The 23,507-nt window shown below is 33.1% G+C and carries 26 protein-coding genes; 10 read left to right on the top strand and 16 right to left on the bottom strand.

Going from position 1 to position 23,507, the window contains the following annotated elements:
- Positions 1-83 precede the first annotated feature (83 nt).
- The 6 genes from AC4FQ5_RS04195 to AC4FQ5_RS04170 all read right to left on the bottom strand — a co-directional run bounded on the left by AC4FQ5_RS04195 (position 84) and on the right by AC4FQ5_RS04170 (position 3,524).
- Positions 84-239 carry a bacteriocin-like protein gene (locus AC4FQ5_RS04195; RefSeq protein WP_300349097.1) on the bottom strand — a complete coding sequence of 52 codons (156 nt, stop codon included), beginning with the start codon at positions 237-239 and terminating at the stop codon, positions 84-86.
- Positions 240-249: 10 nt separating this feature from the next.
- Positions 250-396, bottom strand: a complete 147-nt coding sequence (locus AC4FQ5_RS04190; protein ID WP_491141242.1) for a bacteriocin-like protein — start codon at positions 394-396, stop codon at positions 250-252.
- 33 nt (positions 397-429) lie between these two features.
- On the bottom strand, positions 430-573 hold the full coding sequence (locus AC4FQ5_RS04185) for a bacteriocin-like protein (protein WP_263002858.1): 144 nt from the start codon (positions 571-573) through the stop codon (positions 430-432).
- Between the two features lie 96 nt (positions 574-669).
- Complete coding sequence (locus tag AC4FQ5_RS04180) at positions 670-2,178, bottom strand: vitamin K epoxide reductase family protein (RefSeq protein ID WP_491141241.1); 1,509 nt, start codon at positions 2,176-2,178, stop codon at positions 670-672.
- A gap of 267 nt (positions 2,179-2,445) precedes the next feature.
- Positions 2,446-3,264 (bottom strand): GLPGLI family protein, encoded by an 819-nt coding sequence (locus AC4FQ5_RS04175; RefSeq protein ID WP_491141240.1) that lies wholly within the window; start codon positions 3,262-3,264, stop codon positions 2,446-2,448.
- A 65-nt stretch (positions 3,265-3,329) separates the two neighbouring features.
- Positions 3,330-3,524, bottom strand: coding sequence for a bacteriocin-like protein (locus AC4FQ5_RS04170; protein WP_491141239.1), 195 nt, complete (start codon positions 3,522-3,524; stop codon positions 3,330-3,332).
- Positions 3,525-3,762: 238 nt separating this feature from the next.
- On the opposite strand from AC4FQ5_RS04170, the gene AC4FQ5_RS04165 reads away from it, so the two are divergent.
- On the top strand, positions 3,763-4,131 hold the full coding sequence (locus AC4FQ5_RS04165; protein ID WP_491141238.1) for a helix-turn-helix domain-containing protein: 369 nt from the start codon (positions 3,763-3,765) through the stop codon (positions 4,129-4,131).
- Positions 4,132-4,300: 169 nt separating this feature from the next.
- Here the strand turns inward: AC4FQ5_RS04165 and AC4FQ5_RS04160 are convergent, their stop codons facing one another.
- The 5 genes from AC4FQ5_RS04160 to AC4FQ5_RS04140 form a co-directional block, all read right to left on the bottom strand.
- Entirely contained in the window at positions 4,301-4,438 is a 138-nt protein-coding gene (locus tag AC4FQ5_RS04160) for a bacteriocin-like protein (protein ID WP_491141237.1), read from the bottom strand.
- A gap of 17 nt (positions 4,439-4,455) precedes the next feature.
- Positions 4,456-4,647, bottom strand: coding sequence for a bacteriocin-like protein (locus AC4FQ5_RS04155; RefSeq protein WP_491141236.1), 192 nt, complete (start codon positions 4,645-4,647; stop codon positions 4,456-4,458).
- Between the two features lie 12 nt (positions 4,648-4,659).
- Positions 4,660-4,833 (bottom strand): bacteriocin-like protein, encoded by a 174-nt coding sequence (locus AC4FQ5_RS04150; RefSeq protein ID WP_491141235.1) that lies wholly within the window; start codon positions 4,831-4,833, stop codon positions 4,660-4,662.
- Positions 4,834-4,853: 20 nt separating this feature from the next.
- On the bottom strand, positions 4,854-5,021 hold the full coding sequence (locus tag AC4FQ5_RS04145; RefSeq protein ID WP_491141234.1) for a bacteriocin-like protein: 168 nt from the start codon (positions 5,019-5,021) through the stop codon (positions 4,854-4,856).
- 342 nt (positions 5,022-5,363) lie between these two features.
- Positions 5,364-5,744 carry a T9SS type A sorting domain-containing protein gene (locus AC4FQ5_RS04140; protein WP_491141233.1) on the bottom strand — a complete coding sequence of 127 codons (381 nt, stop codon included), beginning with the start codon at positions 5,742-5,744 and terminating at the stop codon, positions 5,364-5,366.
- A gap of 126 nt (positions 5,745-5,870) precedes the next feature.
- Here AC4FQ5_RS04140 and AC4FQ5_RS04135 point away from each other — a divergent pair, with 126 nt between their 5' ends.
- The 3 genes from AC4FQ5_RS04135 to AC4FQ5_RS04125 all read left to right on the top strand — a co-directional run bounded on the left by AC4FQ5_RS04135 (position 5,871) and on the right by AC4FQ5_RS04125 (position 8,591).
- Positions 5,871-7,721: a tetratricopeptide repeat-containing sensor histidine kinase gene (locus AC4FQ5_RS04135; RefSeq protein WP_491141232.1), complete on the top strand. Its 1,851-nt coding sequence runs from the start codon at positions 5,871-5,873 to the stop codon at positions 7,719-7,721.
- Positions 7,718-8,326 carry a response regulator gene (locus AC4FQ5_RS04130; RefSeq protein WP_491141231.1) on the top strand — a complete coding sequence of 203 codons (609 nt, stop codon included), beginning with the start codon at positions 7,718-7,720 and terminating at the stop codon, positions 8,324-8,326. Before AC4FQ5_RS04135 ends, AC4FQ5_RS04130 begins: the two co-directional genes overlap by 4 nt.
- 100 nt (positions 8,327-8,426) lie before the next feature.
- Positions 8,427-8,591 (top strand): bacteriocin-like protein, encoded by a 165-nt coding sequence (locus AC4FQ5_RS04125; protein ID WP_491141230.1) that lies wholly within the window; start codon positions 8,427-8,429, stop codon positions 8,589-8,591.
- A gap of 51 nt (positions 8,592-8,642) precedes the next feature.
- Here AC4FQ5_RS04125 and AC4FQ5_RS04120 read toward each other — a convergent pair whose 3' ends face one another.
- Positions 8,643-9,686 (bottom strand): PA0069 family radical SAM protein, encoded by a 1,044-nt coding sequence (locus tag AC4FQ5_RS04120; RefSeq protein ID WP_491141229.1) that lies wholly within the window; start codon positions 9,684-9,686, stop codon positions 8,643-8,645.
- Positions 9,687-9,814: 128 nt separating this feature from the next.
- Positions 9,815-10,006, bottom strand: a complete 192-nt coding sequence (locus AC4FQ5_RS04115) for a hypothetical protein (protein WP_491141228.1) — start codon at positions 10,004-10,006, stop codon at positions 9,815-9,817.
- Positions 10,007-10,181: 175 nt separating this feature from the next.
- On the opposite strand from AC4FQ5_RS04115, the gene AC4FQ5_RS04110 reads away from it, so the two are divergent.
- Complete coding sequence (locus tag AC4FQ5_RS04110) at positions 10,182-10,532, top strand: hypothetical protein (RefSeq protein WP_491141227.1); 351 nt, start codon at positions 10,182-10,184, stop codon at positions 10,530-10,532.
- Positions 10,533-10,567: 35 nt separating this feature from the next.
- Here the strand turns inward: AC4FQ5_RS04110 and AC4FQ5_RS04105 are convergent, their stop codons facing one another.
- The 3 genes from AC4FQ5_RS04105 to AC4FQ5_RS04095 are packed head-to-tail and all read right to left on the bottom strand — an operon-like array spanning position 10,568 to position 15,158.
- Positions 10,568-13,249, bottom strand: coding sequence for a hypothetical protein (locus AC4FQ5_RS04105; RefSeq protein ID WP_491141226.1), 2,682 nt, complete (start codon positions 13,247-13,249; stop codon positions 10,568-10,570).
- A 16-nt stretch (positions 13,250-13,265) separates the two neighbouring features.
- Positions 13,266-14,063 (bottom strand): DUF2797 domain-containing protein, encoded by a 798-nt coding sequence (locus AC4FQ5_RS04100; protein ID WP_491141225.1) that lies wholly within the window; start codon positions 14,061-14,063, stop codon positions 13,266-13,268.
- 36 nt (positions 14,064-14,099) lie between these two features.
- On the bottom strand, positions 14,100-15,158 hold the full coding sequence (locus AC4FQ5_RS04095; protein WP_491141224.1) for a DUF389 domain-containing protein: 1,059 nt from the start codon (positions 15,156-15,158) through the stop codon (positions 14,100-14,102).
- A 78-nt stretch (positions 15,159-15,236) separates the two neighbouring features.
- On the opposite strand from AC4FQ5_RS04095, the gene AC4FQ5_RS04090 reads away from it, so the two are divergent.
- From AC4FQ5_RS04090 to AC4FQ5_RS04070, 5 genes are all read left to right on the top strand, one after another.
- Positions 15,237-16,259, top strand: a complete 1,023-nt coding sequence (locus AC4FQ5_RS04090; RefSeq protein ID WP_491141223.1) for a GDP-mannose 4,6-dehydratase — start codon at positions 15,237-15,239, stop codon at positions 16,257-16,259.
- Positions 16,260-16,398: 139 nt separating this feature from the next.
- Positions 16,399-16,620, top strand: a complete 222-nt coding sequence (locus tag AC4FQ5_RS04085; RefSeq protein WP_034709134.1) for a DUF2795 domain-containing protein — start codon at positions 16,399-16,401, stop codon at positions 16,618-16,620.
- A gap of 117 nt (positions 16,621-16,737) precedes the next feature.
- On the top strand, positions 16,738-19,809 hold the full coding sequence (gene secA / locus AC4FQ5_RS04080; protein WP_491141222.1) for a preprotein translocase subunit SecA: 3,072 nt from the start codon (positions 16,738-16,740) through the stop codon (positions 19,807-19,809).
- Between the two features lie 149 nt (positions 19,810-19,958).
- Positions 19,959-22,088, top strand: coding sequence for a TonB-dependent siderophore receptor (locus AC4FQ5_RS04075; RefSeq protein ID WP_491141221.1), 2,130 nt, complete (start codon positions 19,959-19,961; stop codon positions 22,086-22,088).
- 140 nt (positions 22,089-22,228) lie between these two features.
- Positions 22,229-23,437 (top strand): PepSY-associated TM helix domain-containing protein, encoded by a 1,209-nt coding sequence (locus AC4FQ5_RS04070; protein ID WP_491141220.1) that lies wholly within the window; start codon positions 22,229-22,231, stop codon positions 23,435-23,437.
- The last annotated feature ends 70 nt before the right edge of the window (positions 23,438-23,507 follow it).

Below are 23,507 nucleotides of genomic sequence, written 5' to 3'. Positions count from 1 at the left end.
ACTATTAAAAAAGAGACTGTTTATTCAGTCTCTTTTTTGATGATTGTCAGATATTTTGACAAATAATTGTTTACTAAATCTTTCTAAACATACTGTGGACAAACAACTGCCGGACAGTAGATTTTAGGACATCTTGGTCTGCCGTCTGTAGGACAGCAAGCCGTTGAGCAACCAATAATTGGTCCTGCTCCCAGGATGTCTTTCATTTCGTTTCTTGCTAATTTTTTCAGATTTTTCATATAACTATTTTTAAGATTCTACAGGACATGGTGCAAAACAATAAATATTTGGACATCTTTTTATTCCCGGAGGAGGGCAACATGCTTGAGAACAACCTGAAGCTCCACCGTTAATGTCTTTCATCTGACTTCTTAAGATTTTTTTTAAATTTTTCATAATACTGTAATTTAGTTTGATTTGATGATTAAGTTATGGCTGATTTCCGCCACCGCATCCGTCGTAAGGCATGCATTTCCATTTTCCGTCGATCAGGCAAAGCTGTCCGCCTTTGCAGGTGAGACCACCCTGAATCGTTTTCATTTCCTGGCGGTTGATCTTTTTTAAATTTTTCATAAAAATTGAATTTGGTAATTTCCTACTCTTTTTAAGCTTTTCGGATCTCGCTTATAATCAATTTAAAATTAGTAAATTTTAATTAAATGAAAATAATTATGACGAAAAATCTTCATCTTCAATCAATTCGCTGAGAAAATAATGAATATCTTCACGGTCGTATTTATCCGGAAACTGATAACCATTGATGATAAAGATCGGTGTAAAATTAAGTCCTGCAGCACTGTTTTCTGCAGTCATCTGAATAATATTAGTGAGATTCTCGGGATTTTCTGTTCCGGATTTTCTCCTAATTTCACTTTCATCTTTATTTTTAAACCACATATCGACAGCTTTTAAAAATTCTTTTTGTGATTTGTTTTTATAAATGCTCAGAAAATCCGAAATAAGCTGAGTATACTTTTCATCAGCTCTTTCGCCCGAATAATTAAATCTCATCTGTGCAGAAATTTCATCAGGATATTGTAGCAATAAATCTTCTACAATCTTATGAGCATCTTTACAAAATCCGCAGTAAGGGTTAGAAACCACAGAAATATGAAGTTTCGCTTCTTTACTCCCTAAGAAAAATGTTTGGTTATCTGTAAATTCAATTTTCTCTTTATCTGTAAGTTCTCTTTTGAAGAGATCGTAGTTTCTTTTAAATCTGAGATTTTTTGCATTAGATTTTTTGAGTTCTTCTTTCTGGTTCATAAGATTGTTTAAAAATGCAATTGTAAAAAACAGCGAAACAAACAAGATAGCAGTAATAAAAATAACGGCTAAAGATACCGACCAACTGAAATAGAAAGAGCTGATTGCAATCTGAGCCAGCAAAACAAAAATGATCACCAGACAAACTCTGCAAAGTGATTTTTCAACAAAAACCTGAATATAAAAAGAATAAAGAATCACCAGAATCGAAATCATTGCAGTAATCCTTAAAATAACCTGTGATTGTGGGAAAAGTAGTCCGACAAAAGTAATTCCCAAGAAATAAATTAAGCTGAAATCTGAAAGTTTTAACCCCAAAACATCTGTTTTATCAGAAGAAAAAATCTTTGAGCATGAGCTTTGAGAAGAACTATTCGCAGCACCACCACAAATATTACTTACCACAGCAGATTCCTGACCAAATTTTTGATTGAAAAGTTCTAACGAAATATAAACTCCAATCAATGAAAAGATATTGAAAACACTTTCGTACCAGGCAAACTGAAGAAGCGAATAGAGAATAATAATCCCGAAAACAAGATAAATAAACGGCTTAAAATTGAAAAAAGACTTTGTTTTTATATTCTCAGTCTTCTCAAAAAGAAGCACAAAATCCCCGGAATTTTTGTAAAGTTCTTCTTTATTCAGAGTTTTTATTTTATCAGAATAGATCGTAAAATCGTTGCCCTTCTTTTTTACCAGAGAAAACGAGTTATCGACCAAAGCCATGTATTCTTCCGGCAACTCGTCCCAATATTCTTTATCTAATTCGTAAGCATCATTTTTTAACCCTAAAAAATTCAGGGTGTCACTGAAAGCCAAAGCCGAAGGATAATTAGGATGAGAATTGAACTGAAAATAAAATTCCTGCTTGTCGAGTTTGAAGTAGTCTATAAGACGGTCGAAATTCATGAGTTGGTGTATTATTAATTTTATGAAGATAATAAAAATAGTTATTTATTTAGAATTATATTCTATTATTTTTTAATCAAATATATTTATTGCGGTATGAAAATAAAATAACATGATTATGTTATTTTGTTATGATGTTATGATGTTATGATGTTATGATGTTATTTAAAATTAATGATTTACAGTTTCTTGAAGAAAATCAATGGGAATGGCATTACATCAGAATAAAATTATTCTACTTTGTTTGGTCTACGAGTTTGTTAAAATTCATTGTTTTAATAAATCTAATTCTATAATATTATTGTCTTTCTTCAATTCTTCAAGCGCCATTTTTTCAAATCGACGAAAAATTTCATCTCCTGTGTGAAAAACACCATCAGCATCTGTTTGATCTGGAAAAGACCCAACTGAACCTGCCATAGGGTTTTTTCGAAAATTTTTATAAATTTTTACATATTTTGGATAAGAGATTTTCACATCTTTAAAATTATTCACATAAGGATAATTAAAGTCTCCTTTTGTGTCTTTTATTCCTTTCAGTTCAAAAATGTGATTTTTGTGAATATCCTCTATTTTAAGAATCAATCCCGGAAGTCCAAAAAATTTATACGGGCCACTTTGTATCGGGATCTCTTTTGCAAACCACGCAATCCACTTTCTGCCTCCAAACTCTGTGGTTGCTTTTTGCACATCATACCCCAAAATATTATTAAACTCTGCAAGTATTTTCCATTTTAAATCTATATTTTGACTAACTGAATATCTATAAGGTTCAAGAGGTGTAATAAATTCAATTTTTTGAGTATTAATATCTCTAACTACTCTATTTCTATTCATTTTTTTGTTAAAGGGCATCGAAAAGACTCCTTTCTTGAAATCTGCATTCATTGTTGAGTCCGATTTGTATCTTTCAAAACTATAGAATTCTGATTTATTGTTACCCATATTCAAAACCATTATTTCTCTTTCTACATTTTCCACGTTTGTAGAGTCAGGAATAGATTTGTATTCATAGAGAAATTGTTTGTTTTGACCAAAAATATTAATTGAGGTGAAAATAAGAATGATGATTTTAATTGTATTCATTGTATTTTTTTTAAACAAAAGGCTGTCAAATAATTATTCAACAGCCTCAATTATTTTGATCAATTTTAACAAGCTCGTAAAAATTGACCTGATGGGCAATTGCTACTAGTACCACATCCACCGCAATCATAAAGCCTGTCACAACATCTATACTTTTTTTCAACTGCTTCACCATCACTTAAGCTTTCTTCAATGCCCAAATTTTTTCCACCAATTAAGTTTTTCAGATCTTTTCTTGAAATTTTTTTTAAATTTTTCATTGTGTTAATTTAAATTTAGTAATTAATTCTTTGTCATACAATCCCTGACATGGGATTTTTGCTGATCAGCGATAAAATAGTTATTTTCTTGCACTGTACACATACAAAAAAACAACTATTTATGACTTCAAAACTAAAAATTAAACTCAAAAAAGAATGGGATATCTTTTGCGATTTTTTGGTAATTTTATTGCAAAATTTGCGCAAAATTTGCGTAATTTTGTTTAAAACATAATCGATGATTCAGGAAAAACTTAAAAATTTAAGAAAACAAAAAGGGTTATCCCAAGAAAAAATGGCAAAGATATTATCTACAGATACTTCTAATTATTCTCGAAAAGAACGGGGAGAAACAAGAATTCACGATGAAGAATGGCAAAAAATTGCTGATGCTTTGGATGTTCCTGTTGAGGAAATAAAAGAAGAAAAATCTTCAGGTATTGTTCACAATGATAATTCGACTTTACATGATCAGGCTGGAAGTTATATTCATAATTATAACGTTCCAAATTCTATTGTAGAAAATCTTCAAGACTATATTTCACTTCTTAAAAAAGAAATTGAAAATCTAAAAGAAGAAAATGCAGCTTTGAAAGCTCAGAAATAAATTTTGTAATCCTATAATAAATACAAAGTTGAGAAACGTAACGCTTCTCAACTTTTTTAATTATAAATTATTAACTCTGATCTGTAACTCTTCGTTCTCTAAAAACACATCGTATTTTACATGATTTGGTTTGCCTAGTTTGTACAATTTTTTAGGAACTTAGAAATATTTAAACAGGAGTTAAAACTCTAAGACAATATGGATTTGTTGGACAAGTTCTTTCTTTACAACATCTTACAATTTGTGGCGATATTCCACCACTAAAAGATTTTAATTCTTTTCTTGTTAGCTTCTTTAAATTTTTCATAATAAATAATTTAAAATTTAATCCACATTACAATAGTAAGCGTTTGGTTCTGTTCCACCTGCTCCAGACATTGTTCTACATCCTTTTCCATTATTGTAATCTAATGAACAACAAAATCCAGGACCACAATCTGCAGCTGTATCACAGTACTTATAACCACCCTTGATTGTTTTTAAACTTTCTCTTGATAAATTTTTCAAATTTTTCATAATAATTTTAAATTACCCACATATTTCACCTATAAGTTTACAAACACCGTTGCAATTGAAATGAGTGTGAGGATTACATGGACAGTTCTCTGCTGGTTTTGTACCCGTAATATTAGTTGTACAACCTGCAATACCTCCATTTACAGACTTTAATTCTTGTCTGGATAATTTTTTTAAATTTTTCATATTTCTCTATTTATTTTATGTTAACATCCACTAGGAAAACTGCCTTCTACCCAAGGTGGGGGACAACTCATACTAGAAGGGGTATTACAACATCTTGCCAATGATGGAGGATAAGTAGTACAACATTTGATCATTCCACCACTAATTGATTTTAAATCCTGTTTTGATAATTTTTTCAGATTTTTCATACTGGTTTAAATAATTTAAGAACACATTTGGTTAATAGGAGCGCATGTTCCATCTAGACATAATTGCTCTCCTCTTTTGCACTTACAAATTGCCGGAGGAAACGGACCACCACAGTCTACCCATCCACCACTAATTAATTTCAAATTCTCTCTTGATAGTTGTTTTAATTTTTTCATAATAATTGTTTTAATTTTTCCTACTCTCTCTAAGCTTTTCGGATTTCGCTTGTAACCATTATTACGGATGTGAATTATTTTTAAAAATGATTTATATAGATTGGCATTTGTATGTTTTTTGAATAATAAATCCTCACGGAATTAGTATGCGGTTGATCATTAACTTTATATTCTAACAAATAATTTAGTCACAATTGCAGATGGTGATACTGCCTCCACTTTAATTAAATAGTTTCCAGGAGCCAAATTAGACACATCAATAGAATAAGAATTTGTTGGAGAAATTTGCTGAGTTTTTTTTAAGTTCCCTGATAAATCATAAATGGTGTACTTGGTAAACTGCACTTCTGCTGGCATTAAATAGATATTTAAATCATTTTTTGCCGATTGATTAATCATTATACCAAAAGGATCAGTTCCGCTTCCTTGTCCACTGGAACTCTTCACCTTCGTACCATCACCTTCTAAAGTAGATATTGATGTTGCACTAATCTGCCCAAAATATAGTGAGCATCCGAATAAAAAAAATATTAAAGTTTTTAGCATAATTATATGGTTTTATTCAACAAAAGTATTATTAATACATATTGCACACTATCCCATAAATATGGTATATTTACTTCTATGATGAAATATTTTATATTGCTCTGTCTGTTCAGCAGTATTTTTTTTATGGGCCAGAAGAAAGATCCGGAGATTGAAAAAATGCTTGTAAAATACAGAAGTAATCTAAACGAAAATTTAGATTCTTCCATCTATTATATTAACAAAATTAAAATTATCAGTAAAAAAAAAGGAGATAATTTTTACTTATCAAAAGGGTATTATGGATTAGGATATTGTTTTTATCAAAAGGGAGATATAAAGAAAGCTCAAAATTATATTAATACATCTATCCCCATTGCCTACAAATCAAATAATTTTCAAACGCTTGCTCTAGCTTACAATCAATTAGGCTTGATAAAAAATAACGAGAGTAATTATCAGGTTGCAATACAGTTATTCCTGAAATCATTAAAAATATCCGAAAAAAATGGACTTAATGAAAAAAGCATCACTTTAAAAAATTTAGGAAACCTGTTTTTATCACAAAACGATACTGTTCAAGCCATTAAATATTATACGGAAGATTATCAATTTACTAAAGACCGGGGATTGATCGCCGATCATTTCGGAAGCTGTAATAATCTAGCGATAATTGAGAGAAAGAAAAATCCTGATTTGGCTTTACAACATTTCAATACCGCTCTTTCAATTGCCAAACAACTTAATCATAAAAGATGGCAGTATGATGTTCATATTAACTTATCAATTCTTTATATGAGTGATAATCAATATAAGAACTTTAATAAAACTTTATTCCATCTTGATGCTGTCAAAAAACTAATCGAAAATATTGGCGATTCAAATCTGTATTTTTTATACTACTACAACTTTGGAGGATATTATTATAAAAAAGGTCAGTATTCCGATGCTATCGATTATTATTTTAAAGCTGAAAAGATTGCCCAAAATTCTTCCGTTCCTTTAGACTATAAAATTTCTCTGATGGATGATCTGAATACAGTCCTTGAAAAAAACGGAGATTATAAAAAAGCTTACGAATACCAAAAAATTTACAATAGGCTCAATGATAGTATTTTTAGTTTAGAAAAAACCAAAAACATCAATGAAATTATCACCAGATACGAAGTTGACAAAAAAAACAATCAGATTCAACTGCTAAATCAACAAAAAGAACTGCAGGAGAAAAAGAATAAATTAGTCATTGTTACTTCACTTTTATTTATTTTTATTTTGATAGGGTTTTTATATTTTGGATATAAAAGATCACAGTTTCTGAAAAAACTGAGACACCAGGAAAACATTAATCATCACCAGGAAAAAGAAAAACTTTTGCAGGAGCAGGAACTTAAAGAAATGAATGCCCTTATAAAAGGTCAGGACTTTGAGAGAAACAGGATCGCAAAAGATCTGCATGATGGTATTGCAGGAGATTTAGCCGGTATAAAACTATTACTGGCTAAAGAAAATGTTGATCTTAACAATAAAAACTTAGAAAAAATTCAGGAAAACCTTTCTGATGTGTTTCAGGAAATAAGACAGATCTCGCATAACCTGAGTATTAATAGTCTTAAAAATAAAAATCTTAAAAATCTTCTATCAGATTTAGAAGCTAACTACCGGAAAAGAAATGAATTCAATTTTGATGTTCATATTTATCCGGAAGATGCTCTTGATGATTTAAGTGAAATAAAAAAAATAAATATCTATCGGGTTTTACAGGAGTTGCTGAATAATATTTCCAAACATGCCAAGGCGACTGAGGTAGAACTATCTGTTAACAGACATCTTGATGATATTAATATTATTATCACCGACAATGGAATAGGATTTTCTATCGATGAAAAAGGAATAGGATTAAAGAATATTCAGGAAAGATTAGAAATCATATCCGCAGTAATTAATATACATTCAGACAAAACTAAAGGAACTTCCGTAATTATTGAACTGAAATCATGAAAAACACAATAAAAATTGCGATTATAGATGACCATCTCCTTTTTTTGAAGGGTCTTAGAATGCTTTTAGAACAAGATGGAGATTTTGAAATAGTGCATGCTTATGACAATTATTCTGATTTGCTAAAAAATATAAAACTTCAGGAGCCGGATATATTAATTACAGACATATCAATGCCCGAAATCAATGGGATTGAACTTTCTAAAATGGTGCGTCAGATTTATCCTTCTATAAAAATATTGGTCATGAGTTCTTATTCTAACATGATGTCACCTACAGATGTCGATGGTTATTTGCTTAAAGATACAGATTCTGAAGTACTGATTGAGAGTATAAAAAAAGTAGTGCGGAATAATGATAAAATATTTTACAAAGACTTTCAAACAGTAAAATTTGATTTTAATAAAAATATTGTAAGTAAAAGGGAAAAGGAAATTATTGATTTTATCAGTAAAGGTTTTACGACTGACGAAATTGCAGAAAAACTCTGCATCAGCAAACATACTGTGGAAACACACCGGAAAAATATTTTTAATAAACTTCATGTAAATAACATTGCGGCACTCGTAAAAACATCGATTACGTTGGGACTAATTGACGTTTAGCAGAACTTTAATAAGTTTTGACATTGCAATTGAAAAATAAAGGAGCATAAAGAATTTTTAATTATCTTTACCAAACCATCAAATTTTAAAACAAAACTTTATGAAAAATCTAAAAAAACTCAGCAAAGACCAGTTAAAATCAATTTCCGGAGCAGGAGGAATCAAAGATCTTCCCGAACCAGATTTCTGCATGTACTATTGCAATGGTGTTGTCATCTGTGCAACCTGCAGCAAAGATTTCAAATGTCCGGATGACTCTATGTAAAGAAATTTCAAAAATGACAGAAAACCGTTCCTGATTGGAGCGGTTTTTATTTTAAAACAACCTCAACTGCTGTTCCCTCGTTCCGGTAAACCCATCGGTAGAAAGCTTGGGAAATTCTTTACCTTCGAAATATTTCTTCCTTCCTATTTTAAAAGTATTGTGAATCATTTCTGCTATATTCCCTTCCCCTTTCTGTCTGTCAAAATATCTTTTATCACCCAATTTTCCGCCACGCATCGATTTGATTAAATTTAAAACTTTCTGTGCCCTGTCCGGAAAACTTGATTCGATCCATTTCACAAAAACCGGTTCGACCGTATCATTCAGTCTCACCAAAGTATAACCAAAGCTCTGAGCTCCGGCTTCAGAAATAGCTTTTAAGATACCTAAAGGCTCATCACTGTTCAGTCCGGGAATAATCGGAGCGACCATAATGTTGACGGGGATTTTATTTTCAGACAAAATTTCCACTGCTTTCAATTTATTCTTAGAAGAGCTCGTTCTTGGTTCCATTTTTCTGCGCAGATCTTCATTGATTGTAGGAATGCTTAAAGAAACCGAAACCAAATTCTGTTCTGCCATAGGTTTCAAAATGTCTAAATCTCTCAACACCAAAGCATTTTTTGTCAGAACATTGACAGGATGTCTATAATCAAGACAAATTTGCAGCAGCTGTCTCGTAATTTCAAATTGCTTTTCGGCAGGTTGATAGCAATCGGTATTTCCTGATAATAAAATGGGTTCTGGTTTGTAACCTCTTTTTCTGAAAAATTTCTCCAATAATTCAGGAGCATTTTTCTTAACCATAATTTTTCTTTCAAAGTCAATTCCTGCACTATATCCCCAATATTCGTGTGTAGGTCTGGCGAAGCAGTAAGAACAACCATGTTCGCATCCCTGATAAGGATTCATAGAATATTCCATTGGCAAATCTTCGCTTTTTACCTGATTGACAATGGTTTTAGGAAAAACTTCGGTGAATGTGGTTTTTACCGTTTCAAAATCTTCATCCTCAGGCTCAAAGGTGAATCTGTCGAAACGATTGATTACGTTTCGCTGCGCTCCCTGACCTTTTATAGTATTTTCGTTCTGCATTTATAATGTAAAATTATAACGGTTTGTTTTGAAAATAATGAGTTTTAACACTAAAGTTTTCCACAAAAAAAAATCGGCATCAAAAGGATGATACCGAATCTTAAAATTTATTTTTCTTAACTATTTCTTTATTTGAAAGCATAATATTCTATACCATGATCATCATCTTCATATTTTTTATCAAAATGTCTATGATGATCAGAATAATAATCGCTATACTTTTTATGTTTTTTACTTAATATTTTTTTTACGCTTAAAAAGCTAAGCACCGCCAAAAGACCTACTCCTCCTGCCAGTAAAACTCCTACTTCTTTTTTCATATTTAGTACAATTTTGTAAATAGATTAAGCAAATAGTATACCTTTTTTTATGTGTCAGATGATAATTTTTGTTAATCTTAATATTGTTTTGTAAGCGTAAATATCTTTAAACAGAATGTATTGTGGTTTGAAAATTGTAGTAATTTGTACACAAAAACAAACCAAAAATAATATTATGGAAAATCCAGACAACATTGACAGAATGACCACTTTAAGTCAGGTGATGGAAAGACTTCGCGAAAGAGGGATTCACAGAGAATTCAGAATGAACGATGCTTGCGAAATGAAATATGAAGATTCAGAAAAAAATTATCAGCCCCACGAGCTTACCATTTTGAAAACTTATCGTTTTGAAGGAGACAGCAATCCCGATGACAGTGCGGTGCTATATCTTTTAGAAGACAATTCCGGAAACAAAGGCATCATTATAGATTCTTACGGCGCAGACAGCAATTATTCTGGTCAGGAATTTGATACTTTTTTAAGAGACATTCCCATTAACGAGAGTGATGAGTATGATTTTTAATTAAATAATTCTCAAAAAAATATAAAATCCGAAACTTACTGAGTCTCGGTTTTTTCTTTTTTATTAAATACTTTTCTGAAAATCCCTTTCTTTTCCTGAGGTTTTTCAGATTCCTTTTTTGGTGTAGATACCGCACGGGAAATATCCTTTTCAGCTTCTGTCACAGATTTCTTCACATCTTTCACTGTATTTTTCACATCTTTCACCGATTCTTTTGTCTTTTCGACAGTCTTTTTAGCTTTGTCTACATTGATTCCTATTAAAGTTTTCTTTAAGCCCTCTTCAATTCCCTTCCAGAACAGATTAAAGAATGATTTTGTAGGATCTCTTTCAACGCCTTCCACTATAACAGATTCCGGAAATTTACCTGAATCTGATTTAACGAAAATATTGACCACAGCGCTCAGGATCCCCTTCTTCTCCTTGCTGTTCTTATCCAAAATTGAAACTTTTAGATCTTTATGTTTAAGATTAAAAGTTCCTCCAATTCCTTTAGGATTTCCTTTAAAATTAAACAACATTTCCTGAATCGTTCCCGTTGCCGTAATACTCATATACGGAACAACAAAAGCATTCAATGCCACCGCTGGAATATTATTGAGCTTTCCTGCAATCGTAAAACGGTCGCTCTGATCTGCTGTATTGAAACCCCAATTGACAGAAAGCAATGATGTTTTCATAAAAGTACAATCAATTTTAATATCAACCTGCGTAGGTTTTCCTTTCATCTTTGCCGAATTCAGGTTTTTGACGTTCATATTAAAATTGGTAAACGTCAGTTTTCCCGGTCCGCTGCTTTTTGGTGTATCTTCTTCATATTCTAAAACCGAGTTTTTCAGTTGAAGCAAATCAATAAACATCGGAATTTTGATCGTTCTCAATAATCTGGAATACAATAACTTTTCCTTCGGATCATCTGCCGGAATTTTACTTCTGAAAATATTCGCATTGGCAGACGAAATTGTCATATTGGTTGCGTGTAAAAATTTATTCTCTGAAAACAAGTCCCAATTTCCAACTGCGGTTACCTGATTTGCTTTCAGGTCATACAAATCGCTTTCAACAGGAATCATTCTGATAAACTGAGCTCTTGAAACGAGAGGCTTCATTGCAAACTGATCTATCTTTATTTTGTTTTTATCAAATTCTAAAGCAGCAACGGTCATGTTGTAAAATTTTGTTTTGTAGGCAAAATTCTTCGTTGTGAGGTTATAATCTTTCATTTTAACAGCTAAACCACCATTTCTGGGTTTTTCTGTCAGTTCAATATCTTTTATCGTAGCATTCAGATCAGTAAATTGTAATGGCTGGTTTTTTGAATCATAAGTTAGATTTGAATTCTTTAAAGTGACATTTCTGACCAAAATTGGAAATTGTATCCCGTTGAAATCTGATTTTTTATTAGATTTAATGGTTCCTGCCGTAACGGTTCCGTTGACTTGATTCATCCAAACATCTTTCACATCAAGATTGAGTTTTTTGTCAACGATTTCCCATTTATTAATATTAAAAGCGATCTGATTAGCTTTGAGATCCATTATCGTTTTCCCTGAAGCTGAATGGTTAGGAACGATAGAAATATTTCTGATATCGCCTTTTTTCGGACTTAAAGCGATACTTCCAATATTCATGTCCTGATGATTGGAAAACTGAATATTTTTTCCTGAAAAACTGAAATCCTTATATCTCAAAGGAATAATCTCTTCCGAAGTTTCTTTACTGAACTCCAGATTTTTAATATTTAAATTAACTTCGTTCGCAGACAAAAGATTTTTTCCGTCGGGTTTATTAAAGTGTATTCGGGCTTTAATTACTTTAATATCCTGTAAATTAATTTCAAAATTAAAAGGCTTTTTTATCTTATCAGGTATTGCGCTTGTCGTATGCACCAATACATCAGAATTTTGAATAGTAGCATTGGCAAGAGAGACATTGTTTTTCTTTAGAGCTACATCTGTAAAATCCATTCTCTGGATATCAAACTGATAAAGTTGCGGTTTTTTAGGATATAATTTTTTGAAATCTTCAAATCCGATAATGGAAGCTAATTGAAAATTCTCAACAGACACCTGTCCGTTTTTTGTGGTTATCTTACTGATTTTTAGCTGATAAACATCGTCTGGCTGAAACAAAAAATCCTTTCCTGTGATGCTGTACCGATCAAAAACTACAGGAAGCTGATTTTCAACGGAGTCTTCAGTCAACTGAAGGTTTTCTACAAAAAGATCAAGATTACTGACCGATAAAAATTTCTTTTTGGTATATTTAAAAATATTGATTGTTCCTTTATTTATCGTGATGTTATCAAATTTTACAGGATTAGATTTCTTTCCCACCTTTTTATCAACCGGTTTTGCCAGAATAATATTGAGATTAGGATTTGCCAGAAACAAATCATCTGAGCTGATTTTTTTATTAAAAATTACATCGTAAATTCCAAAACGACTGATTTTCAAGGTATCAATTGTACCCTGAAGTCCTATTACTTTTGTGTTTTGAGGATTTTTATTATTAACAGTAATTCCTGTAGCAAAAATATTTCCTGTTCCCAAGTCTACATTCAGCGACTTGTACGATACTTTATAATCTGTATTTTTCTTAATATAATCCGGAAGCTGGGTTTTGAGCCAGATGTTGAGTCCGAAATTTGTCAGCAAAAGGATGCCAAACAAAATTCCGAGCGTGATCAGCAGCTTTTTTACCCAGGGCTTTTTCATAAATTTTATTTAAATTTTAATTCTTCACATTCAGCTCAATTACATATCCCTCATGTCCTCTTATATTCATAAAATCACCTCCTTCGAAACCGAGATACTGTCCTTTGATCCCCGTCAGTCTTCCTGTAAATTCAGGTTTCTTATCCAAAGTAAAAGAAGTCACTTTTTCCGGCTTTGAAAACGGATAATCAAACTTCCACATATTTTCTCCCTCGGAATAGAATTTCTGAAAATCATCAGGAAAATACTCTTTTATTTTCTGCTGAAAATCTGCCAAATCAACCTCATCTTCAAAATCATCCTGCAGCATTTTCCGCCAATTGGTTTTGTCGGCAAGATGTTCTTTCAATGCGACTTCGATCATTCCTGCTTCATATCGGTTTTCTGTACGCGCTATAGGTAAAGCAAATGTTGCGCCCTGATCAATCCATCGTGTAGGAATCTGTGTATTTCTCGTCACTCCCACTTTTACATCTCCTGTATACGCTAGATATACGGTATGTGGCTGCAACTGGATTTCTTTCTCAACATCAAGATCACGTTCACCGATTCCCAGATGAGCCGTAGAAAGCTCCGGACGGATAATGGTATCACTTGCGTACGGACTTTCAAAGAAACAGCTTTTGCAGAAGCCCATCCGGTAAATTGTTTTATCTAATCCGCAATTTACACACTGAAAACCTGTATGCTTAATACTCAGCTCCCTTCCAAGCAGTTCGTTCATATGAATAAGATCACCTGAAAGATTTAAATAATATTGAATTGGCTGATCATTAAAGCTCGTCATTTTTAAAATTTGTCCTTGAAACTGCATATGTGATAACTTTTTAGTAAATATAAAATTTTAGAATCAGTTATTATTGTTTTTAGTTTTTATTCGTTCTATTTCCAGTTTTAATTCAGAAATCTGCACCTGCATATCTTTCATTTGCAGAGATTCTGTTTTTTGCTGTTTTGGTGAATACTGCCAAATCAAATGAATATCTTTAACAAGGCTGTCATGCTCATCTAACCGCTCTTTACTGATGGCTAAGCTATCATTCAACAATGTGATTTTTAAAAAATTCTCTCCCTTTTCTTCAAAAATTTCGTGATTTATAATCGCTAATTCCGGATGGTTTTCTCTGATTGTTTTAATATAACTTTCAGATCTTTCTTTTAGTTTTTCTTTGTCCCATTTCTTTTTGGTGAGCCATATACTTGGGATAAGGATCAAGACAGAGATCAAACTTATAAAAAGTGATATTTTATGGTTTTTGATTTTGTTTTTCTGAAGATAATATTTTTGATATCCAAGTATAATGCTGAGTATCCAAGTTCCGACTCCGATAAAAAAACAATTGATAAGATAAAAATAAAATCCTCCCCAGAAATATTCCCAATTGCCATTTGCAATCCCAAATCCGGCGGTACATAGAGGCGGAATACATGCTGTGGAAACGGCAACACCCGCTATTACTTTGATGGCTTCTTTTCTTACAATGCCCAAAAACCAGGCAAAACCTCCTAACAGGGCTAAGAAACAATCAAAAACTGTAGCCGTTTTAAAGCTTTCGAGTTGAGCGGTTTCTGAATGAAAAGGAGTGATAAAAAAATAAAGTGTAGATGAGCAAAGTGCCACGACAATCATTAATCCCCAATTGATAATCCCCAACCTGATAAGATGTCTGTTGCCAATCGAAAAACCAAAAGCAGCCCCCACAATCGGACCCATCAACGGTGATATAAGCATTGCGCCGATTACCGCAGCCGGACTATTGATATTAAGACCGATACAAGCAATGCCCATTGAGATGACCAAAAGCCAAAGATTGTGCCCCCGAAAGTAAATTCCTTCCTCAATTTCATTAAAGGTAAAATCTTCTTCCTCTTCTTTGGGTAAACTTAAAAGTTTCTGAAAATTAATCATCTGTCATATTTAAAAAACAAAAGTAAGAAAACAGCTTTCAACTATTATTAATAAATTTGTGATCTAAAAAAAATACACATGACGTATCTCGTTACGGGAGGAAGCGGATTTATTGGTTCTCACCTGGTTGAAAAATTATTGAAAAATGGACATTCTGTCATAAACGTTGACAATTTTGATGATTTTTACGATTATCAAATAAAAATTAAAAATACTTTAGAATCTGTCAGAAAAAATACTGATTTTAAATTCAGCGATAAGAAAACAGATATTGAAAATTTAATTGACCACTCAAAATCAGATAATTACATATTATATTTTCAGGACGTCCGGAATAAGGAAGGTTTAAAAAAAATTTTTACTGATAATCATATTGATTTTGTCATTCATTTAGCAGCTTTAGCGGGAGTCCGCCCATCTATCGAAAGACCTCTGGAATATGAAGAAGTAAACGTTCGGGGAACTATGAATCTTTGGGAACTTTGTACTCAATTCAAGATTAAAAAATTTATTTGCGCCTCATCATCAAGTGTTTACGGAAACAATGAAAAAATTCCTTTTTCAGAAACTGACAGCGTAGATCATCCTATTTCACCTTATGCTGCCACAAAGAGATCCGGAGAAATTTTTGGCCACGTTTATCATAGTCTTTATCAGATAGATATCATTCAATTAAGATTTTTCACCGTTTATGGTCCTAGACAAAGACCTGATTTAGCGATACATAAATTTACACAACTTATTTCCGAAGATAAAGAAATCCCATTCTACGGTGACGGAAATACGGCAAGAGATTACACCTATATTGATGATATTATTGATGGTATTGTAAAAGCAATTACCTACTTAGAAAACCATTCAAACGTGTATGAGATTATCAATCTTGGCGAAAGCGAAGTAATAAAGCTCAATGAAATGCTCTCTGAAATAGAGAAGAACCTCACTAAAACAGCAAAAAAGAAACTCCTTCCTATGCAGCCCGGAGATGTACAGAAGACCAACGCAGATATTTCTAAAGCAAAAAATCTAATTGGCTACAAACCAGTCACTGACTTCCAAAATGGCATAAAAAAATTTGTGGAATGGTTTTTGAGAAAATGACATCAATCTATGGTAATAACGCTTACAGCAGCCGTTATTTTAAAATATAGACAAAATTTAATAAAAGAATTGAAAATCAAGCTATAAAAAAAGTTTATAATATAACCTATTTTTATACTTTTGCAAAAAATAAAAAATTATGTACTGGACATTAGAATTAGCTTCATATTTAAGCGACGCACCTTGGCCGATGACAAAGGCAGAACTTATCGACTATGCAATCAGAACTGGTGCACCGATGGAAGTTGTAGAAAACCTTCAGGCAATAGAAGATGAGGGCGAAGTTTACGATGCGATTGATGAGATCTGGAGCGACTATCCTACAGACGAAGATTACCTTTGGAACGAGGACGAATATTAGTAAAAAAGCATTTAAGCTTTAGGCAATACGCTTAAAGCTTTTTCAATAATAACATACACCATCGAGTGTAATTTTAATATGCTTGAAACCCTGGGTTTTGAGCTTAATACAAATTCTATGAGTTTTTTAAATAAAGTTCTTAAGGGTTTTTTGGGAGACAAAAAAGCGCAGGACCTGAAAGAAGTAAAAAAAGTTGTAACAAAGATCAAAGCTGTTGAGCCAAGTATCGGAGAGTTATCTGATGACGGTTTGAGAGAAAAGACTGCTGAATTTAAATCTAAAATTAAAGCAGCGACAAATACGATTACAACTCAGATAGAACAAATCAAAGAGCAGATCAAGAATTCAAAAAATGTTGATGAAAAAGAAGCTCTTTTCTCTAAAATAGAAACTTTGAAAAAAGAGTCTTATGAGATCGAAGAAAAAGTTCTTTTGCAGATTCTTCCAGAAGCTTTTGCGTTAATTAAAGAAACATCCAGAAGATGGGCTCAAAACGGAGAAATCCGTGTGAAGGCTACAGATAAAGACAGAGAACTTGCTGCTACCAAGGATTTCGTTGAAATTCAGGGTGACGAAGCGGTATGGAAAAACTCATGGAATGCTGCCGGAACCCCGATTCTTTGGGATATGGTGCATTATGACACTCAGTTTATCGGCGGTGTGATTCTTCACAGCGGTAAAATTGCCGAAATGGCAACCGGTGAAGGTAAAACTTTGGTAGGTACGCTTCCGATTTACCTTAATGCTCTTCCTGAAAGAGGGGTACACGTTGTAACAGTGAATGATTATTTGGCAAAAAGAGACTCCGCCTGGATGGGACCATTGTATCAATTCCACGGAATGTCAATTGACTGTATCGACAATCATCAACCAAACTCAGACGGAAGAAGAAAAGCATACAATTCAGATATCACTTACGGAACCAACAACGAATTTGGCTTCGATTATCTGAGAGACAATATGGTGACCTCACCTACAGAATTAGTGCAAAGAGAATTAAATTTTGCCATCGTGGATGAGGTTGACTCTGTATTAGTAGATGATGCAAGAACACCATTGATTATTTCCGGTCCTGTTCCTCAGGGAGACAGACAGGAGTTTGATGTTCTTAAACCATCAATCGACAGAATCGTTGAAGTTCAGAAAAAAACAGTTTCTGCGATTTTTAATGAAGCTAAAAAATTAATTGCAGCAGGAAACACCAAAGAAGGAGGATTTAAATTACTTCAGGCTTACAGAGGTCTGCCAAAAAACAGACAGTTAATCAAGTTTTTATCTGAAAGCGGAAACAGAGCATTACTTCAAAAAGTAGAAGCTCAGTACATGCAGGATAACAACCGTGATATGCCAATCGTTGATAAAGATCTATATTTCGTTATCGAAGAAAAAAACAATCAGGTTGATTTGACGGATAAAGGTGTTGAATATATGTCTCAAGGGAATTCTGACAACAACTTCTTTGTTCTTCCTGACATCGGAACAGAAATCGCTGAAGTGGAAGCTAAAAATTTATCTAAAGAAGAAGAATTTGAAGCTAAAGAAAAACTTTTCGCAGAATTTGCCGAAAAATCTGAGCGTGTGCACACCATGAGCCAACTATTGAAAGCATATACATTGTTTGAGAAAGATGATGAATATGTTGTCATTGACGGCGAAGTAAAAATTGTTGATGAGCAGACAGGTCGTATCATGGAAGGAAGACGTTATTCAGACGGTCTTCACCAGGCGATCGAAGCTAAGGAAAGCGTAAAAATAGAAGCTGCTACACAAACTTTTGCAACGGTAACTCTTCAAAACTATTTCCGTATGTACAACAAACTTGCGGGGATGACAGGTACAGCAGAAACTGAAGCAGGAGAACTTTGGCAGATTTATAAATTAGACGTTGTAGTAATTCCTACCAACCGTCCGATTCAAAGACATGACAAACAGGATTTGGTTTTCAAAACCAACAGGGAAAAATATAACGCAGTAATTGAAGAGATTGAAAAATTAACAGCAGCAGGAAGACCGGTATTGGTGGGTACGACTTCTGTTGAGATTTCACAGTTGCTTTCAAAAGCACTTCAGTTAAGAAAAATTCAGCACCAGGTATTGAATGCGAAGCTTCACAAAAAAGAAGCAGAAATCGTTGCCGGAGCAGGTCAGCCGGGAGTTGTGACCATTGCAACCAATATGGCGGGTCGTGGTACCGATATTAAGCTTACCAAAGAAGTAAAAGAAGCCGGAGGTTTGGCAATCATCGGAACAGAAAGACACGATTCCAGACGTGTTGACAGACAGTTGAGAGGTAGAGCAGGACGTCAGGGAGATCCCGGAAGTTCTCAGTTCTATGTTTCTTTGGAAGACAACCTCATGCGTTTGTTCGGTTCTGAAAGAATTGCTAAAATGATGGACAGAATGGGTCATAAGGAAGGTGAAGTGATTCAGCATTCCATGATTTCCAAATCTATCGAAAGAGCTCAGAAAAAAGTAGAAGAAAATAACTTCGGTACAAGAAAAAGACTTCTTGAGTACGATGATGTAATGAATAAGCAGCGTGATGTCATCTATAAAAGAAGAAAGAATGCATTATTCGGAGATCACCTGAAATACGATATTACAAACATGATCTTCGATGTATCAAATTCTATCGTAGCAAAAGGTAAAGCAACCGGAAACTATAAAGATTTTGAATTTGAAGTGATTAAAAACTTCACTATGGAATCTCCTATTTCTGAAAGTGATTTTAAAGCAAAACAAATTCCTGAGCTTACAGACATTCTTTTCAAAGCAGCTCAAGCTGACTATGATATGAAGCTGAATCTTCTGAAAGAAAAATCGTTCCCTATTATAGAGAATGTTTTTCAGAACCAGGGTTCGATGTTTAAAATGATCCAGGTTCCTTTCACAGACGGTGTTAAAACATTAACAATCGTTACCGATCTGAAAGAAGCTTACGATACACAGTGCGACAGTTTAATTAATGATTTTGAAAAAAATATCACTTTATCAATCATCGATGAAAACTGGAAACTTCACCTTCGTGAAATGGATGATTTGAGAAAATCTTCTCAAGGCGCTGTTTACGAACAGAAAGATCCTTTAGTAATCTACAAACAGGAATCTTTCCATTTGTTCAGCGAAATGGTTGACAAAATGAACAAAGAAATTATTTCTTTCTTATACAGAGGAGAAATTCCTGCATAGGATATAAATTATAAATCTAATGAAACCGCTTCAATTGAGGCGGTTTTTGTTATTTAACGAATAACACTTTGCTGATAACATGACAAATGTCAATTTTTGCGTTTTATTTAGAATAATTAAAAACAATATATTTGCAAAAATTTATCTTCATGAAAAAACTATTGGTTTGCGCATCGTTGTTAAGTTCAATGATATCGTTTGCACAGGAAAGTGATACTATTAAATCTAATGATATTGATGAAGTAGTTGTTACTGGGTATTTAACAAAAGACAGTCAATCGGCGAACAAAATGCCACTAAAAGATATTGAAAATCCTCAGGTTTATAATACTGTAAATAAAAATGTGATTAAGGAACAGGTTGTTACCAACTTTAATGATGCTCTTAAAAACATCACCGGTATTGCAAGACTTTGGGAGTCTACAGGTAGAGGAAATGACGGAGGTGAATATTACTCAATGAGAGGTTTCTCTTTACAGCCTAATCTCATAAACGGAATGCCTGCTTTCAACAATGGAACTTTAGATCCGGCTGGAATTGAAGTTATTGAAGCTATCAAAGGACCTTCGGGAACGCTTTACGGTGGTAGTGTAATTTCTTACGGTGGGTTATTAAATGTAGTTACTAAAAAACCGTATAATCATTTCGGAGGTGAAGTAGGATATGTTACAGGTACTTATGGACTTAATAGAGTAACAGCAGATGTAAATGCGCCTGTAGGAAAAAATTTGTATGCAAGAGTAAATGCAGCATATCAAAAGCAAAACTCATTTCAGGACGCAGGTTACAGTGAATCTATTTACGTTAACCCATCTATTAAATACGTTGTAAATAACAGATTGACATTCTTTGTAAATACTGAAATTAAAAAATCTGATGCCGCGAATGCTCCAATGATTTTCTTAAGCAGATATAGCCCTCTCTCTTTTAATTCTATAGATTTGTTTGAGCAGAATTATAAAAACTCTTATACTTCAAACGACTTAAGCATCAAAAACTCTTCATTCAATATCCAGGCTCAGGCTCAATATAAAATTTCAGATAACTGGACTTCAAGTACCATTGTTTCAAGAGGAAATACCAAAACCGATGGTTACAATCATTATTTGTGGGATTCTTCAAACGGAAATGAGTTTACAAGATTTATCTCAAAATTAGGTGGAGAAACAAACACAACTGCAATTCAACAAAATTTCGTAGGAAACTTCAATATTGGAAGTGTAAAAAATAAACTTCTATTTGGTTTAGATTATTTCCAGAGAGAATTTTTGCTTGGTGGAACAGGGTGGGCAGGATTTGGAACAATCTCATTGGTTAATCAATCAGACACTAATGCCGGAATGCTGAACAAGGGAGCTGTAGATAATGCTTTGGCAACAACTTCTCAAGCAATAGGAAGCATGGAAACTAAAATTTACAGCGCATATGTTTCAGATGTTGTTAACATTCTTCCTAATTTATCTGCGATGCTAAGTGTTAGAATGGATCACTTTACAGGAAATCCAACGGCATATGCAGTAGAAAAATCTAAAAATACAACAACTTTTTCTCCAAAATTAGGTTTGGTTTATCAGCCAATTCAAGATAAACTTTCCATTTTTGCAAACTACATGAATGGTTTCCAAAATGTTGAGCCAGTGGAAAACACAGACCTTAGCGGGAATAAGTCATTTGCATATTTTGATCCTGAACATGCCAATCAATGGGAAGTTGGAACGAAAGCTAGTTTAATTAAAGATAAATTATCAGTTACTGCAAGTTATTACAACATTTTGGTAAAAGATAAAGTAATGGCAGACCCAACCAATCCATTGGCAAGTATTCAGGGAGGTGAGGTTGAAAGTAAAGGTTTTGAAATCAGTGTTGTAGGAAGTCCGGTTGTAGGTTTAAATGTAATTGCAGGTTTCAGCCAAAATATCAGTGAAGTTACGGTTGGAGACCCAACATACGTAGGATATCGTCCTGAAGAAGCGGGTCCAAGGAATATATTCAACTTCTGGGCAAATTATAAAATTCAGGATGGTGCTTTAAGAAATGTAGGAATTGGCTTCGGAGCAAACTCTGCAAGTAGTCTTTACACATTAAACAGAGCGGGAATTGGAACATTTACTATTCCAAGTTATGCTATTTTCAACACAGCACTTTCTTATAACGAAGAAAGATACAGTGTGATTTTAAAACTTGATAATATTGCAAATAAGAAATATTATTCAGGTTGGTCTACTGTAACTCCTCAGAGGTTAAGAACACTTTCTTTAAGTTTAAATTACAAATTCTAATCAGAATAGAAATTAAAGCCATCTGCCAAACTGCATGAGTAGTTTGGCAGATTTTTTTAGATGGAAAAACAAAATTCTCTTAATTGTATTTAATCTAAATAAAAACGGAATATCTTATATTTGCACAACTTTAGGAATTTATGAAGAAAAAACATCACCACAAAAAGAAACCAAGTCTCTTCAAAAAATGGACTGGCAAATTACATTTATGGTTCGGTTTGGGAATAGGATTTTTGATTTTTATCATCTCAATTACCGGTGCTTTATACGTATTCAAAGATGAAGTGGAAAATTTCACGAGAAAAGATGTTATCTATCATAACGAGCAAAATATTGATCAAAAACAGATCCTTCCAATAAGAGTTTTAGAAAAATCGGTTGTTGCACAGGTAAAAGAAAAATATCCTGTACACTGGGTCAATATTCCTATCGATAAAAAAATGTCTTACCAGTTTTATTGGTATGAGCACAACCCTAAAGCATGGAATTATTTTGATGAATTTCCAATCTATAAAGTAGCCTACGTTAACCCATATAATGGCAAAGTTCTGGAGACTTATGATGAGAAAAACGGTTTTTTCCAGATTGTAAAAATGATTCACTGGAGTTATTTACTGAAACAGGAATGGGGAACTTATGTGGTCGGAATTCCGGTAATCATTTTCATTATCATGCTGATTTCAGGAATTATTTTGTGGTGGCCCAAAAATAAAGCAGCCAGAAAACAGCGTTTCTCATTCAAATGGCAAAATGTAAAAAGCTGGAAGAGGAAGAACTATGACCTTCACAATGTTTTAGGTTTCTATGCATCAGTATTTGCTCTTATCTTTTCATTGACAGGTTTATTTTATGCATTTTTTGTTGTTCAGGCAGCGATTTATTTTATATTTTCTGGTGGCAGTACGGTTTATCCTGACTTTTCAGCAATTAAAACAAAAGCTCCGATTGAATTAAAAACAGAAGGAACTTTAGATAAAATCAGCAACACCGTGAAAGAAAAATATCCGGATTCTTACGGTTTCGCAATCGACTTAGGACATCCTCATATGGATGATCATGAGCATCCGAATTTTGAAGTTTATGTAAAGCACCTATCCTATTCTTATCACAAAAGCAGCAGTTTGATTTTTGATGAAAACTCCGGAGAACTGCTTCACACGCATGATATGAAAGATAAAAATTTTGGAGAAAAAGCTGTTGGAGCCAATTATGACATTCATGTAGGATCTATTTTAGGCTTGCCAACCAAAATTATTGCTTTTATTGTAAGCTTAATTTGTGCTTCATTACCCGTAACAGGATTTTTAGTTTGGTGGGGAAGAAGAAAAAAAACCAAGAAGACCGTTTAATTTATTTTTAAATTATATTTGCTTAAATCACTATTAATACAATCTTTTTTATAAATTTATTGCCTCGAAA

It is taken from the genome of Chryseobacterium sp. DT-167 (assembly GCF_058310155.1).
The sequence above is the reverse complement of the archived record's forward strand: the minus strand, read 5'-3'. Positions and strand labels throughout refer to the sequence as shown.